Annotated in this window: 13 protein-coding genes; 1 reads left to right on the plus strand and 12 read right to left on the minus strand. The window is 61.8% G+C overall.

Features of this window, described 5'->3' with window-relative positions; translation table 11 throughout:
* The first annotated feature begins 299 nt into the window (after positions 1–299).
* A complete protein-coding gene (locus E0W60_RS06165; protein ID WP_240745750.1) occupies positions 300–1652 on the plus strand; it encodes a polysaccharide deacetylase family protein in 1353 nt (450 codons plus the stop codon).
* Between the two features lie 88 nt (positions 1653–1740).
* On the opposite strand, the gene E0W60_RS06170 is transcribed toward E0W60_RS06165, so the two are convergent.
* The 12 genes from E0W60_RS06170 to E0W60_RS06225 all read right to left on the minus strand — a co-directional run bounded on the left by E0W60_RS06170 (position 1741) and on the right by E0W60_RS06225 (position 16187).
* Positions 1741–3174, minus strand: coding sequence for a hypothetical protein (locus E0W60_RS06170; protein ID WP_135703367.1), 1434 nt, complete (start codon positions 3172–3174; stop codon positions 1741–1743).
* Positions 3175–3345: 171 nt separating this feature from the next.
* Entirely contained in the window at positions 3346–4302 is a 957-nt protein-coding gene (locus tag E0W60_RS06175) for a GNAT family N-acetyltransferase (protein WP_135703368.1), read from the minus strand.
* A gap of 73 nt (positions 4303–4375) precedes the next feature.
* Positions 4376–5605 (minus strand): O-antigen ligase family protein, encoded by a 1230-nt coding sequence (locus E0W60_RS06180; RefSeq protein ID WP_135703369.1) that lies wholly within the window; start codon positions 5603–5605, stop codon positions 4376–4378.
* A gap of 284 nt (positions 5606–5889) precedes the next feature.
* On the minus strand, positions 5890–7002 hold the full coding sequence (locus E0W60_RS06185; RefSeq protein ID WP_133097157.1) for a glycosyltransferase family 4 protein: 1113 nt from the start codon (positions 7000–7002) through the stop codon (positions 5890–5892).
* Positions 7003–7072: 70 nt separating this feature from the next.
* Positions 7073–8533, minus strand: coding sequence for a lipopolysaccharide biosynthesis protein (locus tag E0W60_RS06190; RefSeq protein ID WP_167884558.1), 1461 nt, complete (start codon positions 8531–8533; stop codon positions 7073–7075).
* Complete coding sequence (locus E0W60_RS06195; protein ID WP_135703371.1) at positions 8530–9645, minus strand: DegT/DnrJ/EryC1/StrS family aminotransferase; 1116 nt, start codon at positions 9643–9645, stop codon at positions 8530–8532. Before E0W60_RS06195 ends, E0W60_RS06190 begins: the two co-directional genes overlap by 4 nt.
* A 47-nt stretch (positions 9646–9692) precedes the next feature.
* Positions 9693–10274: a UDP-2-acetamido-3-amino-2,3-dideoxy-D-glucuronate N-acetyltransferase gene (gene wbpD, locus E0W60_RS06200; RefSeq protein ID WP_133097154.1), complete on the minus strand. Its 582-nt coding sequence runs from the start codon at positions 10272–10274 to the stop codon at positions 9693–9695.
* 7 nt (positions 10275–10281) lie between these two features.
* Positions 10282–11232, minus strand: coding sequence for a Gfo/Idh/MocA family protein (locus tag E0W60_RS06205; RefSeq protein ID WP_135703372.1), 951 nt, complete (start codon positions 11230–11232; stop codon positions 10282–10284).
* Positions 11233–11250: 18 nt separating this feature from the next.
* Positions 11251–12567, minus strand: coding sequence for a UDP-N-acetyl-D-glucosamine 6-dehydrogenase (wbpA, locus tag E0W60_RS06210; protein WP_133097186.1), 1317 nt, complete (start codon positions 12565–12567; stop codon positions 11251–11253).
* 474 nt (positions 12568–13041) lie between these two features.
* The gene (locus tag E0W60_RS06215) at positions 13042–14163 is read right to left on the minus strand and encodes a GNAT family N-acetyltransferase (RefSeq protein WP_135703373.1); all 1122 of its coding nucleotides are present in this window, start codon (positions 14161–14163) and stop codon (positions 13042–13044) included.
* 17 nt (positions 14164–14180) lie between these two features.
* The gene (locus E0W60_RS06220; RefSeq protein ID WP_135703374.1) at positions 14181–15221 is read right to left on the minus strand and encodes an ATP-grasp domain-containing protein; all 1041 of its coding nucleotides are present in this window, start codon (positions 15219–15221) and stop codon (positions 14181–14183) included.
* Positions 15222–15530: 309 nt separating this feature from the next.
* Entirely contained in the window at positions 15531–16187 is a 657-nt protein-coding gene (locus E0W60_RS06225) for a sugar transferase (protein ID WP_133097150.1), read from the minus strand.
* Positions 16188–16387: the final 200 nt, after the last annotated feature.

The following is a 16387-nucleotide window of genomic DNA, read 5'->3' on the forward strand; positions in this document are numbered from 1 at the left end:
CCGAATACATCTAATCAGAGTCCGACGCCCCGTGAAAGCGCATAGCGTGGCCCAGACCACACTGCCCGGCATCGCACCGCGGCAGCCTCGCGGGTGCGGCAGGAAAGCGCGCGCGCCTTGCGTTCGGCGTCACACCCAGCTTCATTGCGGGCACGGTAGCGAGTCCCGATAATCTTCTCTGTCAGCGCAGTCGGCTGTGGCTCGGCCATCCGGTTTGCCATGTGCTGTCCATGCCCTGCTCAAAGCCGTGCACAGACGTCGTTCAATCAGACGCCGGCATTCTCACTCTGGAATTCCCTATGAAGCACATGACTGAGGAAACCCTCTCCTGGCTGCAGCGGATTCTCGCGGAGCGGTTTGGCCATGGTTTTCAGTTGCAAGGTACCGACGCGGGCTTTGTCCGCTTGAGCCTTGCTGGTTGCGGCGAGGGATCGATCGAGATTGCCGCTGACCCCGTCACCTTCAAGCGCGCGGACTCGGCGCTCGCCTTTACAACCTGGGATGCACTTGCCGAGGGGTGGCAGACGGCCCTGCGCGGACCTTTGCCGGCGCCAGGCCTCGCGCGCGCTCCGTCGCCGCTGATCGAGTCGACGCCGGCTGGCTATCGAATCCACTATGACGTTCTCGGTCTTTGCTACTGGATGCTGTCGCGCCAGGAGGAGGTTGGCCGCACCGACCTGGATAAATACAGGCGCTTCCCGGCGAGCGGCTCGCATGCCCACAGGCATGGCTACCTGGAGCGACCGGTGGTGGATGAGTGGTTGCATATCCTTGGGCAGGTGATCAGGCGACAGTGGCCAGAACTGCAGCTCAGGCAGCTTCGGCCCGGCATGAAGGTGTCGCATGACGTGGATGTTCCCAGTCGTTATGGTTTTGGCTCCGCGGCGCGAATGCTCCGCCGCATGGCCGGCGACATTCTGATTCGCCGGGACGTACGGAGCGTGCTGCAGGCCCCGGTCATCAGGATGAAGACGCGCACCGCGCTGCATCCCGGCGATCGGGTCAATACCTTTGACTGGATCATGGATGTTTCCGAGCGCCATGAACTGGTCAGCGCCTTCTACTTCATCTGCGGCCGCACCCACCCAGGCATGGATGCCGACTACGAGCCGGAGCATCCTGCGATACGCGGATTGATGCAGCGTATCCATGCCCGTGGTCATGAGATCGGCCTGCATCCGAGCTTCAATACCTATCAGGCCCCCGGCGCGGTGCAGGCGGAGGCAATCCGGCTGCGGCGGGTATGCGAGCAAGAGAAGATCGAGCAGGAGGTCTGGGGCGGACGCATGCACTATCTGCGCTGGGAGCACCCGACCACGATGCTCGGTTGGGAGCAGGCGGGCATGACCTACGACAGCACGCTCAGCTATGCCGACCACGCCGGATTCCGCTGCGGCACCTGCTTCGAATATCCGGCCTTCGATCCGGTGGCAGGCAAGGCCCTGAACCTGCGCATTCGCCCGTTGATTGCCATGGAAGGCACCGTCATGGGTTATATGGGGCTTGGAACCGGCGAGGCGGCATGGAGCAAGTTCCGGGAGCTGAAGGACACCTGCAATGCGGTGAATGGCTGCTTTACCATGCTGTGGCATAACTCGTCGCTCGGCAAAGCCGAGGAGCGCGAGCTGTACCAGGCTGTCGTCGCCCACTGACAAGCTGTCGCGTCAGCGAGCCACGATCGCCCCACCCCTGCCGCCCGGCCGCGCGCGATGGAAACGAGCGCGCGGTTGGCTCGTCCCTTCAGCGCGCGCCGCCGCGGCGCACCAGCGTAGGCCAGAACATCATCTCGGCAAGCATGCGCCCGCTGTCGCCGGGCTGCCTGGCAAAGCCGGGGTAATGGGCTGCAACGAAGTCCCGGTCTTCCTTGCGCGACGACTGGGTAATGTCGTACAAGCGCACACCCAGCGCGTGCATGGCTGGCCAGGTTGCATAGCCACCGGTGGGGAATGACTCAGACAGGCCATACGGTGGATAGCCCTCCGCGCAACTGCCGGTACCGTTGTCGTAATTCACCCGATACCAGCCGTTGGCGCCACTGAAGTAGTTGGCGAACAGGGGGCGAGCCCGATCCTGATTCCAGACGCGAAGACTGAACTGGCGTGCAAAGGCAGCCATGGTGTCTTGCGAGGGCAAACTCGCCGGGTCTATACCGTAGACCTGGACCATGGCCGCACGATTGCGCTCGATGGCATCAAAGAAATGTACCAGCCGTCGTGCGTGGCTGATGTCCCAGCCGATGTTGGCGACCGGCGCGAAGCGCTCGGCTGGAATATGCGTCTGCGCCGTGACCAGCTCGGGTCTGGCCGGATCGCGCTTGCACACCACGGGCTTGTCCCGCCCGGTGTAGGAGGCATACCGGTTTGTGTCATAAAGCCGCCAGAATCCCGCATCAAGATCGGCCACCCTGATGCCCTTGCCGGTCTTGCCCTCCGGGTCAGGAAGCGCCTGTACAGTAGTACGAGCCGCAACCAGGCGCAGCAACAAGTCCAGGTGTGCTTTCATGGTGGCAATACTGCCGTCATTCAGGCCCACCGCCTGGGCAAGCCGAGGCCGCGCGGCCAGCATGCCGGCCAGATCCGCGTAGATGGCAATCTGCCAAAGCTCCTTGTCGGTCAGGAACAATTCCGACGAGGTATTTTTTACATCCTCCGGCCTGGCGGCGATCCGCTTGCGCAACGCGTCCTGCGCCGCAGGCGTGTTCCAGCGTTCCAGGTGCTCGCGCGCGATGCGTGCCGTCTGCTCGACAAAGTCGTTGGGAGCCCCCGTCCGAACCTCGCGGCTCATGCCGTTGGCAAGGCTGCTCGCGAAGGCCAGGAACTGGGTGCTGTTGAGCAACACCTCGGTATTGCGCAGCCGGATGCTGTGGCTGCACTCGGGGCCACCGCGGCATATCCAGGCCCGCCCTGGCTGGTCGCCGGGCGCGGGTGCAAGCTGTGCATAAGTGCTGGCAACCAGGCCGGCCAACTGGGCCTGGCGCGCGCTGCGCTGGCAACGTTGTGCCATGGCCAGCAAGTTATGAAAGAAGACCTCTAGGTGATATAGCGCATAGGTGTCGCCTTGCTTCACCAGCCGTTCCGCGATCAGCTGCTGTTGCACGAAGACGAACCCGCTTTCGTCCCAGCGGCGCCAGACCAGGCCTTCGACAGGGCCACCGCATTCCAGCGCGGCCGGCATCACACCGCCAGACTGCGCCTGCGCCGCTGGCACGCTACAGGCCAGCAGTACAACCAGGCTACCGGCGCGCAGCAGAGCGCGCGCAAGAGGTCGACGGGCGCGTGCGTTGTGCTTGCTCATGCCAGCATCTCCTTGTAAAAGCGCGGGCGCTTTGCTTTCCCGGCGGCACGGCTATCGGGAACGCATGAGCTGATACAGCGAGAGCGCCCTGGATGGTGTCTTGGTAATGAGGAAATACGGTCTCTGAACAGCACCGAAGCCTCGGAAGAAGCGTTCCACCGATTCCAGCATGGAGCCAGAGAAGTCATAGACCTTGGTTACCGTCGAGGCGAACCTGATGGTTTCCCAAATGCAGTAGCTGCCGGCTCCGGTATTGGATGGCATGTCCCGGTTTGCGCCTCCCATCAGGCCATATGCGCTCTGCTCGTCCCACACGAGATAGGCGCTGTAGTGAGGCCGTCCCTGCTCATCCTCGACGATAAAGATCCTGCGTTTGCCCCGCTCCTTGCACGCAGCGTCGATTCGCCTCGCGACGTTATCGGAATAGCCTCGGCGCCATTTTGGGTCAATGCCGACATTGCGGTTCAGTGGCAGGAATTCATCAATGTTGTCGGTGTGGCGCACGCGAAGATTGAAGCGGTCGCTTGCTTTCCGGATGTCCTGTTTCACCGTGGGTTGCATGGCGCTCCAAAGCGATGTCTCGTCACTGAGGTCCGGAAGAATGTAGGTATATCTCGTGGTCTGCCGATAGCCTTTCCAGAAGAAGGGCAGCCAGTTGGTATTGTTGTAGTCCCAGGCCTGCACGAAATGGTCGAACCTCGGCAGTTGTTCGATCAGATTCGTCATCAACTCCTTCTGTTGGCTCAGTAATTTTGTCGGCTTTGCATCCTTGCACGCGAGCCATGGTCCCAATCCGTTTCCGGCGGGAGGCTGGGTAAGGATGACAAAGCCATACCTTGTCTTCTTGACGTAGGGCATGGCTGCTATTACCTTTCCTGCCCGCTCCACCAGGGCCACGCTCCAGCGGTCGGCCCCGACCGTCGCGTCAAGCCACCAGGCCCGGCTGGACAGCGGGATTGAAAGTTCGGTCTCGCAGAGCTCCCTGTATTTGCTCTGATTGATGTCCATACGCCTCAATCATCGATGAATATCAGTTGCCGCTGTACAGGCCTTGCCTGGTGACCAGACTGGCGGATACCTGTCAGGATCGCGCAGCTTGCTGACCTGGGCACTGCGCAAGCGCAGGCCGGCTGCCCGCCCGCTCGCGCTTGCGCAGTGCGCAGGCCATCGCGCCCCATGCCAAGGCGAAAATCGGGTCGTTGACGGATTTGGCGGTGGCCGCCAAGGTCACGGTATAGACGCTGAATGCCAGCGCGAGCGCAACTTCCGGATTCGCGGCGTAGCCCTTCCTGGCCAGCCTGGCTGATTGCACCAATGCATAGCCGAGCAAGAGTACGAAGCCCAGGAAGCCCACCAGCCCGAAGCTGACCCACGCGGAGAGCGCGTTGTGCGCGTAGCTCCCGATCTCGCCGAGATACAACTGGGAAGCGTAGCTGCCGAGCAGCGGATGCTCTGCGATTGTCCTGACCGCGTACTGCTGCAATTCGTTTCTTGCCTGATAGGAAGTCGATTCCCTGATCTCCAGAAGCTGGAGGATGCGCGAGCTGCCTTCGAAGACCTGGAAGCTGACAGCCAGATAGGCGAGTCCGGCTATGCCAAGCGGAACCCAGACCAGCGTGGTCCGCGATGCGCCGTCCCGAAGCCCGAAGAGAACTGCGGCTACGACGAGGAAGGCCATGAACTCGCTGCGCGCCCCGAGCAGGAACAACAGCGGTACGGCAATCACTACCACCAGTGCGGCACGCAATCCGCGATGCAATGCGAGCGCTGCCAGGGCGGCAATGGCGGCAGAACGGGCCAATCCCTGATAGCCGGAAACCCGCACGGCGTCACCGGCAATCTTCTCTGTATCGTAGAACTGGCCATTCGAGTTCCACGCGGCGATGGCCAGGAATACGGGCAGTGAAATAGATATTATCCAACGCAGCCACTTCTCGTTCAGATCGAGGTTCCTTACCGACATGTAGACCACCAGCCACATGAGTATCGTGCTGAGGTTATACATATAGAAGTCGAAGGACTCCTGCACTCCTGTACCAAGCAGGTAGTGCAGGCTTGACCATGCCAGGACAAAGAGCACATACAGAACGAAAGCACGATCGATAAACAGAGTCGGCTCGCGCCCGCGTACCAGTGCACCGAAACCGAAAATCACCAGCGGGATGCCGAGGACTACCGACATGGGGCCGAAGAAGCCACCCAGCACCGGCGGAAAAAAGGCGCCGGCCACCGCGGTGTGGTAGTAGAAATAGCCCGGAAACAGCGTGAGGAAGACTACGCTGCCAAAGAGCGAGAGGTTGCCGTGCTTCATGACCGCTCTGCCGCCTCCCTGTTAGTCGTCATTGCGGATTCCGGATCGCCGTCCCCTTGCAGTCCATCAGCCAGTGAAAGTCTGCCCCCCAGGCAAGCGGTGGATCTAGCCTTTCCGGATGCAAGGCTCAGCCACGGATATCCGCTCGCGCTCCATCCATCTAATCAAATTTGCCGCTACTTTGATAGCGCAGTGCGTGAGCCAGCCCACACCGGACAATGCGCAAGCCCGAAGCCAAAGCCATTCCTCGGCCGAGTCGCTGAAGCGGCGAACCGGCCACGCACTTAGGCCAGGATCCGCTCGTAGAAATGAAACAGCTTGTCCTGCTCGTTCGCCCAGTTGTATTTCCTGGTCACGGTGCGGCGGCCGTTCTCGCCCATGCGGCGCGCCTCATCGGGATGCGTCACCAGATAGTCGACGGCATTGGCGATTGCCTTCGGATCCAGCGGATCCACGCACAGGCCGCTTTCGCTTTCCTCGACGATTTCGCGCCAGAGCGGAAAATTGGAGGCAATGGGCGGGATCCCGGCCGCCATGTACTCGAACATCTTCACGGGCAGTGCATCGAGAAAATTGATGAGCGGGTGCAGCGTCACCAGGCCGGCCACCGACCGCGCCAGCACGCCCCGCACCCCGTCCCGGTCCAGATAGCCGAGTTCGTTGACGCGGGACCAGCCGCTGGCCGCCCTCACCTCCGATTCCAGTGCCTGGTCGCCGAACCGGCCGGCCAGATTCAGTCGCGCCGCGGATTGCACCTGCTCGAGCGCCATGACAGTCTCGCGGATACCGCGAGTTGAGCTGATGCTGCCGACATAGCAGATTTCCGCTCGCTTGGATTCCCACTGCACCGGGCCGCCAAGTTCGCCGAGAATCGGGTAATTGTTGATGTCGACGGTGCGAGGATTGATCGGCAGGAAATTGTCCCTGATAAAGGGGGTAGCCGCGACGATGCCGTCGAATTCGCGACAGGCACGTCTCTCGTATATGGCAAAGGCACCCGCCAGCGCGCGCAATCGCCTCGGCCCCAGGTAGGGTTTGCTGAGCAACTGGCGGGGCACGTCCTCATGCGAATCATAGATGACGCGTTTACCCATCTTCTTCAGCTTCAAGCCAACGGGAATCAGCTCGGGGTCGTGCAGGTGGTAGACGTCGGCATTCAGCGTGAGCGCCCGGCGCAGCACGCGTGTCGTGGTCCGGAAGACGCGGTTTAAGCGCCCCGCCGAGCCGCCGACATCGGTGATGAAAACCCCGTCCCGGCTTTCATCCCCTTCGCCGTCGGCCACCACCAGCGAGACCCGATAGCCGTTGGCCGCCAGGCTACGGCAATGCTTGAGGAAGATGCGGTCATCGTAGCGCGGATGAACCGAGGTGAGGTGGGCTACGTTAGCAACTTGCACTTGAAACTCCGTCTACAACGCCACGACATGCATCCGGCACAGAGATGTCTGGTCCGCTAGCGGATCGAGGCTACCGTCGTTCATCGTCAGTTCGCGTCGGGCGCAGCGTGCGCCGCATCCAGAACGCAGACAGGGCCAGGAAGTAAGCGGCAGAAACCAGGGTCCGCCAGTCGGGTTCGCCGCTGAACAGCAGTATCGAAGGCAGTGCCCAGGCGCAGAAGACCAGCAAGCGCCCCGCATCGTGCGTCACCATTGTCTTGAGCCTCACCCCCACTCGCGACATGAACAGGGTAAGCATCCCGAGATAGGCAACGGCGCTCACTGCGGAGAAAACGGCAATGCTGGGGTCCGCCGGAACGCTGAATCCGTAACAAACTGCCAGCGTGGCAAGACGAATCGCAAAGGTGCTGAACTGCGCGATCAGTTCCATCTTCTGCAGTTCCATCACATCAGGGAGGCAGGAGAGCGGCGAGAACTGGAACTGGAAATAGATCCAGGGAGCCATCCAGCGCGCATAGTGGCCGGCCATGCGCCACCGTTCGCCGAACACGGCCGCGAACAGGTCCGGCCCGGCGCAAACAAGCAGCACCAGTGCCGGAACGCCGGCATTGGCCAGCTTCCGGCGCAGCGCCTCGGCCGCCTCGGGCAGGCGACCGGCCCGCATGGCGGCCGGCGCCTGGGCGAAAAAAACACTACCGATCGCCGCGCCGATCAGTGAGATCGGCGCCGATACCATGCGCAGCGCGAAGGCAAAGTGGCCGACTACGGCAGCGCCGAACAACGCCGAGAAGATCAGCGGCACCAGGTGCACGCCCGCCACATTGAATGTGGCTGTCCAGGTGGAGTACAGCGGAAAATCCTTGTAGCGGCGCGCAAGGGCCACGATGCGGATCAGCTTCACGTTGCCGCCCCGCCTGCGGCGGATTTCCCTGATCGCATAGAACAGTCCGCCGGCGCCATGTCCGATTACCGTTCCACCCATCAAGGCCAGGACGCCGAAACCATAGCCGCCCAATTGCACCAGGTTTGCGATCACGGACCGCACCAGCCTGGTCTGCGCCAGCTGGCCAAAATACTGCATCCGGACCATCCATCGCTCGATCACAGTGTAGAGGCCGACCGAAGCAACGCCGAAGGGGAGCAGCCAGAGAGCGCTGGCGTCGATTGACCAGTTAAGGGTCAGGATCAGCGATTCGCCGAAGAACAGCACGCCGAGCGCGCAAAGCGCGCTGGTCGTCGCCACGCACAGCAGGCATAAGGCCACCAGGTTCTCGGCATCGCGATCGCTGGCGGGCAGGGCGATCGACAAGTCATAGCGCAGGCAGGCGACAACGCCGAAGAACGCGAGCAGGCCCGCGAAGACCGCCACGGCGCCAAAATCCTGCGGAGAATAGAGGCGCGTCAGAACTGGCGAGACCGCCAGCGTAAGTATCTGCGCGGCGGCCTGCCCGCTGACCAGCACGCCAATGCTTCTGCCGACACGGGGTTTCTCCGCCGTGCCGGGGTCCACGGCGAGCGCCTGCTTGTTCAAGGCACGACTCGCTCTGGCTGGCACATGGCATGTCGGAGAATCACTGAACAGATAGCCTGCTGGCTTGCCATGTCGAGGTACGGATGCATCGGCAGGCTCAACACCTCACGCGCCAGCGCGTCGCCGACCGGCAGGCGGGCCTCGCAGGCGGCTACTGCGGGCTGCCGGTTCAGCGGCAACGGATAGTGCACGACAGTGGGGATTCCGGTGGCTTTCAGCACATCCTGCAAGGAATCGCGATCCGGGACACGGATGGTGTACTGTGCCCATACGCTGAGGTTGTGGGGTTCGACATGCGGCGTGGCCTCGAACCCCCCCTGGCGCAGCAGTTCTCCGTACCGCGCCGCCACTTGCTGGCGTAGCTCGACCTCCTCATCGAAGATCGTCAGCTTTGCCAGCAGGATGGCCGCCTGCAATGTATCCAGGCGACTGTTCACGCCAACGCGGACATGGTGGTAGCGCCGGTCCTGGCCATGACGGGCGATCTGGCGCATCGCCTTGGCCAGGTCTTCGTCGTTGGTGAAGATCGCTCCGCCGTCCCCGTAACAGCCTAGTGGCTTGCTGGGAAAGAAGCTGGTACAGGCAATCGTGGACAGATTGCAGCTACTGCGGCCCTTGTAGGTGGCACCGAAGCTCTGCGCAGCGTCCTCGATGACCGGCAAGCCGTGGCGCGCGGCAATGGCATTGATGATGTCGAAATCGGCACACTGTCCATACAGGCTGACCGGGATGATGGCCCTTGTGTGGTCGGTGATCGCCGCCTCGAGCGCCGCGGGATCCAGGTTGCAGGTGCGCGGATCCACGTCCGCATAGACCGGCTTCGCTCCCAGCAAGGCGACGGTCTCAGCGGTGGCAATATAGGTAAAGCCGGGCATGACGACCTCATCGCCGGGCCCGATGCCCAGCGCCATCAGGGCAATCTGCAGTGCGTCCGTGCCGTTGGCACAACTGATGCAGTACCGGGTGCCGGTATCGTGCGCAAGCCGCTGCTCCAGCTCCTCGACCTCCGGACCGAGAATGTACTGGCCGTGCGCCAGCACGCGCTGGATGCCGGTGTCAATCCTGTGCTTGATGCGGGCTTGCTGCGCTTTGAGGTCGATGAACTCGATCATGGCTGATTTCCTGTGCAGACGGCATGCGGAGGGGACTGGTCACTGCCTCAGTCTGCGGCCTTGCGCAGTGTTGCGCCGTCCAGGACGTAGCGCTGCCCGCTATTCCGGCAGACGGCCTCGCCCTCGCCGCGCACTGGCAGGTCAAGCTGCTCGCCGAATTCGCTCATCCAGCCGACCTGCCGTGCGGGAACGCCGACCATCAGCGCATAGGCAGGTACGTCCTTGTTGACAACGGCGCCTGCGCCGACGAACGCATATTCGCCGATAACGACGCCGCAGACGATGGTGCAATTGGCGCCCAGGGTCGCGCCCCGCTTCACCAGCGTGTCGCGGTACTCGTTCTTGCGCTCGATCAGCGAGCGAGGGTTGTAGACATTGGTGAACACCATGCTGGGGCCGCAGAAAACGCCGTCCTCCAGCGTGACGTTATCGTAGACGGAGACGTTGTTCTGCACCTTGACGTGGTCGCCGATGACGACGCGGTTACCGACGAACACGTTCTGGCCGAGCGAGCAATGCCTGCCGATGCGCGCACCGGCACAGACATGGACAAAATGCCAGACGCGCGATCCTTCGCCGATCTGGGCTCCCGCGTCGACGATGGCCGATGGGTGTACCTGGTCCGTCATCACAGCCTCATGCAAGAAGTTGCTGCAGGAAAGGATGACCTTCGTTGTCGCTGGGCGCCGTGGCGCGTGCGGAACGGATTATGCTGACCGTCTCTACGCAGTGACGCGCGTCGTCCAGGCCGTAGCCCCGGCCCGCGAGTATCTCCCGGTAGCTGGTGGTGTGCAGGTCGGTGAAGCCTTCCGAAAACTCGATCTCGGCACCGTCCACGGCGATCGAGCGATAGGTCGTCTTTTTGCCCTTCACCGTGGCAGGCAGGTCATTGGCATCGATCGATAGAAACCAGCGCACGCGCGCATTCTCGTATTCGAGGTAGCCTGCAGCCTTGTTGTCCGTGCCATAGTGCACCACATTGCGTTGCAGGCTGCCAAAGATGAAGTGCAACATGTCATAGAAGTGCACGCCAATGTTCGTGGCCACGCCGAAGGATTTGCGCGTGTCGCCTTTCCAGCTTTCCAGATACCACTTTCCGCGCGAGGTGATGTATGTCAGGTCGACCTCGTGCTTGTGCCCGTTGCGCTCGCACGCAACCTTCTCCTTGAGCGCGAGGATTGCCTGGTGATGGCGCAGCTGCAGGATATTGAACACGCGCCTGCCGGTCTCGCGTTCGACGAGCGCGAGTTCATCGAGCAATGCAGGTGTCGGGACCAGCGGCTTCTCGCAGATCACGTCGCATCCGAGGCGCAGGCCGGCAGAGATATGCGACTGGTGCAGGTAGTTCGGCGAGCAGACGGAGATGTAGTCCAGCGCTGCGCCCGGCTGGCGCCGCAGGCGCCAGGCATGGTCATAGAAGCGCTCGAATTCGGTGAAGAATTCGCTCTGTGGCGAAATGCTGTCGAGGATGCCAACTGAATCGTTGATGTCGTACGCCGACACGAGCTCATTGCCCGAATCCTTGATGGCGGTCATGTGGCGTGGCGCAATGTAGCCGGCCGCTCCGATCAGTGCGAATCGTTTCACGCTAGCGCTCCCATGTACTCAGGCCTTGACAACATTCGCGTATGACGCGCGATACTTTCCGCGGCTGTCGACGAGGAGCTTCGCATGCTGGCGGATGAGAAGATAGTCGAAGGCGTCGTGATCGGTGGCCAGCACCACGGCGTCGAAGCCGCAGAGCGATTCGCCGTCGAGCGGCACGCTCGACAGCTCGAAATAGTGCTCGCGCATTTTCGGAAACACCGGGACGTGCGGGTCGCTGTATGCGACCGTCGCGCCGCGTGCGCGAATCTGTTCCATGATCTCGACCGAGGGCGACTCGCGCATGTCATCGACGTTTTTCTTATAGGCAATGCCCAGCACCAGCACCCGGCAGCCTTTGAGTGCCTTGCCCTGCTGGTTCAGTCCGTCCACCAGCCGGCTGACCACGTACTCCGGCATGGCCTTGTTGACTTCGCCGGACAATTCGATGAAGCGGGTGTGCAAGCCGTATTCGCGCGCCTTCCAGGTAAGGTAGAAGGGATCGATGGGGATGCAATGCCCGCCCAGGCCCGGCCCGGGATAGTAAGGGGTGAAACCGAATGGCTTGGTTGAAGCGGCGTCGACCACTTCGAAGATATCGATGCCCATCCGCGTGGCCACGATCTTCATTTCGTTGACCAGGCCGATGTTCACCGCACGATGGATGTTCTCGAGCAGCTTGGTCATCTCGGCGGCCTTGGTCGAGCTGACCGGCACCACGCGGTCGATCGCCACTTCGTACAGCGCCATACCGACCTCGCGGCAGACCGGCGTCTGGCCACCGACGATCTTGGGAATGCTGCGCGTTTCGAATTTGCCATTGCCCGGGTCTTCGCGCTCCGGCGAATAGACCAGGAAGATGTCGCCGCCCACCTCAAGCCCGCCTTCCTGCATGCGAGGCAGCAGTTCCTCCTCGGTCGTGCCGGGGTAGGTGGTGCTTTCCAGCGACACCACCTGTCCGGCGCGCAGGTACTTCTTGATGGCGTCCGCGGTGTTGATGACAAAGCTCATGTCGGGTTCACGATGCTTGTTGAGCGGCGTCGGCACGCACAGGATGATGGCATCGCACTCTCCGGCACGCTCGAAATCCGTAGTGGCCTCGAACCCGGTCTCGCGGGCACGGGCGATGCTGCGTGCGGGAATATGCTCGATATAGCTCTGGCCGGCGTTGAGCTTGGCAACCTTGCCCTCGTCGATGTCGATACCCAACACACGGAAACCGATTGCGCAGTAGCGCAGCATCAGGGGCAGCCCGACATAGCCCAGGCCGACGATGCCGATAATGGACTCCCTGTTCTTGATCCGTTCGATGAGATCTTTGGCGATTGGGCTCGACATGATGGAATCAGAAGGTTTGTGGTTGAAGCCGATCGAATCGGACTGACTTGCGAGGTGACAGCGCTGAACTGATGAACCGTGCTCCGATTGTAGAAATTCGCCGACCGCCGGATATGTGGGCATTGTTGTCACCCACACACATTGCTGCACATACACCTGCGATCGGGCGCGTCCCAGCGCCGGTACTCGTCGCGGCGTGCCGGGGAGCCTTCAGACTAGCGATTGGCAATTGAAGGAAACATCGTTCCAACGGGTATCGTCCATTCGACTGAGGCCGTACCACGCCATCGCGCGTGCGGTGCGCGACAGGCCAGCAATGTGCGAAACCGCACGGATGCTGGCAAGGTGGCATTCCCGGAATGCGAGCAATGGGGGATCGGAGCTGCCGCGAATCCACGCGCAGCTGCTACGGATCGGCGCGACCTGAGCGCAACGCGCGTCGACGCAATAGGCACTGCCACAACAAGCAATCCCTCAGGGATTGAGGAGCGAACGCAGGTACAGGTATGTCAGCAGGATGCGCGAGGGGGTCTTCTGGATAAAGAAGTAAGGCTGCTGTCTGGCGCCGAATGCCCTGAAAAAGCGCTCGACCGGCTCCAGCATCGACCCTTCGAAGTCAAACGTGCGCGCCACGCCCGAGGCGTAGCGGATTGCTTCCCACATGCACAAGCTGGTCGCGCCACTGGTCCGGAGCAATGGATCTGAGCCTCCCATCAGGTAATAGGCGACTCGCCCGTCCCAGACCAGATAGACGCCGGCATGACGACGGCCTTCCTTATCCACGGCAATGAAGAACTTGCGTGCGCCTCGCGCCGCACACGCGGCGTCAAGGCGGCGCACGAAGTCGTCCGTGTAGGGTATTGCCATGCGCTGCCGGGAGAAGACCTGCCGGTTCAGCTTGATGAACTCGTCGATGCCAAGGTCGTCGCGCACCTGAAGACCATGGCGGGAGCCCGCCTTGCGGATTTCGGCTCGGATGTTGTGCTGCATGCCATTCCAGAGCGCTTCCGGATCCGACAGGTCATCGAATACGTAGGTGTACTTGGTGGTCTGACGGAACCCCTTCCAGGCAAAGGGCAGCCAATTGGTCTGGCCGGGATCCCAGTGCTGCTGGAAATGGTCAAACCGCGGGAGCTGCCCGATCAGATCGTCCATCAACTCCTTCTGCTGGCCCAGCACTCTCGCCGGCTTGCCATCCATCGGGGCCAGCCACGGTCCGGACATCTTGGCCAGTGCCGGCTGGGCAATGACTGAAAACCCGTACATGCGCCGGGGGGCGTAGGGCAGGCTTGCGACTATCTGACCGCCGCGCTCGACCAGCGCTACGCTCCAGTTCCCGGGGCCGGCGGTGGCGTCCAGCCACCACGCCTGACTAAATAGCGGAATATTCGCAGTATTGCAGAGCTGGCGGTAGCGGGCTTGTGCCGCGTTACCCGCAACCTCCGTGTCAGCGACCTGCCTGACGGGAGCAGTGGCTCCGCTCGCCGCTGGAGCATTTAGTCCGGGGTGGTGGTCAGCATCCCCTTGACGGCTGGGGTCGGAAGTCGGCCGCACCAGGTCCGTCGCGGCACTGGCAATCCCATTCGCGCTGTTCATCGATTCCTTCCATGCCGTTAGCCGGCTGATGCTTCCATGGCAACATGCTGCTCCGCCAGTTCGCCGACCCTGGCCAGGTAGGCGCACTTGAACAGTTCGATGCCGGCCTGATAGTGGACTTCCTGGCCGTGCTGCCCGCGCACGCAATTCAGCAGCACTCTTACCAGGTTGGCTCCCGCCAGATGGGTAAAGGGGTAGCCGCCTCCAAATCTTGGATTCAGCTCCAGGAGATACTGGCGCCCTTCGCGCTCGATCACATCGCAGTCGACATTGCCGATATGTCCCAGTTCATGGCTGATGCGCGTGGCGATGTCGTCGAAAGGCCCGCTTTCGACCGTGATCGCGCGATCGGTCTCTCCCGCGCGCATCGACAGCTTCTTGCGCACGGCAAATCCGACCGGCCTCGCTTCAAGGTCGTTGAAGATATCGAGTCCGTACTCCTGGCCCGAGATCCATTCCTGGATCATCACCGCCGCATCTGGCTGTCCCAGCCTGGCAAAAGCCGATTTCCTGCACATCCGCTGGCAGTAGGCATAGGCGAAGCGAAGCTCGTCGAGGTTCTCGACGAACAATATGCCAAAACCTGCGCTGCCCCAGCGGGGTTTGACCACCAGTGGGAAAATCTCGGTTCCCGCCGAAATTGCATCTTCGGCGCTCTCCAGCGTGGCATAGCTGCGCGGCGTCGATACTCCGATAGATTCGGCAAACTGCACAGTCAGGAACTTGTCCGCGCACAGATTCACCACCTCTGTCGACGAGATCACCGGTATCGTTCCGATCTCGCGAAACCGTTGTGCGTTCGCCGCAAGGAGCGGAAGTTCCAGGTCATTCAGGGACAGGATGGCGGAGACCCGATGCACCCTGCACAGGTTGAGCAGGAAGTCGATGTAGTTATCCGCATCAAGCCCGGGCGCCAAAAAAAACCTGTCGCACGCGCTCGCAGCCGGCGCGCCGCCATTCATGTCCACTCCAAGCACCAGGCCGGCGCCATTCAGCTCCGACTTGAAATACTCCGCCAGGTAGCGCCTTCTACCTATGCACGTCAGCAGAACGTTCATGTTCACCCCAATGCCATTCCAGTCACAATGACCCTGTCGTAGCCCAGCAGGCCCCGTCATGCAGGCCTTCGGCCGTTTTCGTTGGAATAGTGCCTGTATACCGGCATTTTGTTTTCTGCTGCCTTGAGTCGTGGCTTGCCGACCGCGCGGACGCCTGCTGCCCCCGATGCCCACGCTCAATGTCTGACATATGTCATCTAATCAGAATGGCCTGCCCGAAAGCAGCGCGATACGTGCGCAAGTTCACGAAGTGGCGACACGCCTCTTGTACCGCGAGCGGGAATGTGACATTCAGCACGAGAAGAGTCATCATGCGATGTGAATCGGAACGTCTTCGTTCGCAGCGGGCCGGGGCACGCTCGCCGCATGCTGAACACCGGGACTGCCTGTGAACGTCGGTACCTCGATGTCCCCTGCTGCGTTAATGCCCTGGCGGCCGACAACGGTGCCTACCGTGCGCAAGAGGATCTTCAGATCCAGCCAGAAAGAGTGGTGGTCCACGTACCAGGTGTCCAGGCGAAATTTCTCTTCCCAGGTCAGGGTGTTCCGCCCGTTCACCTGTGCCCACCCGGATATGCCGGGGCGGACCAGAAGGCGGCGAGCCTGGTCGGGTGAGTAACACGGCAAATACTTCATTGGCAGCGGGCGTGGGCCAATGACACTCATGTCCCCCAGCAGGACGCACCAGAACTGGGGTAGCTCATCGAGGCTGGCGCGGCGCAGGAATCTGCCGAACGGCGTGAGCCTGTCGTTGTCCGGCAGGAGATTGCCATCCGGGCCTCGCTCATCCGTCATGGTTCGGAACTTCACAACCCGAAATGGCCTGCCGTCCAGGCCCGCCCGCGTCGGTCGAAACAGCACCGGACTGCCTAGCTTCCAGCGCACGGCACCCGCCAGGAGCAGCAGCGGTATTGCCAGCACAAGCAATGCCATGGAGGCGAACACAATGTCAAACAAGCGCTTCATGATCGATCCGTCCAGTCTGTCACGCAGAGGAGTTCATTGCCGCCGTCCGACGGATTCCGAATTTCCGCTCTGAGTCTTATCTCACCAAAATCGGCTCGTTGTGTGAAGCAGCAAATGTGGCCGAGGCCACGTTCTGCCGCGCCACTGGTCATGCCAAAGTCGGGGCGCCGCTGTGATCGAAAAGGAGTGTGCGGGTCCGT

Source organism: Cupriavidus oxalaticus, from assembly GCF_004768545.1.
Taxonomy (GTDB): domain Bacteria; phylum Pseudomonadota; class Gammaproteobacteria; order Burkholderiales; family Burkholderiaceae; genus Cupriavidus; species Cupriavidus oxalaticus_A.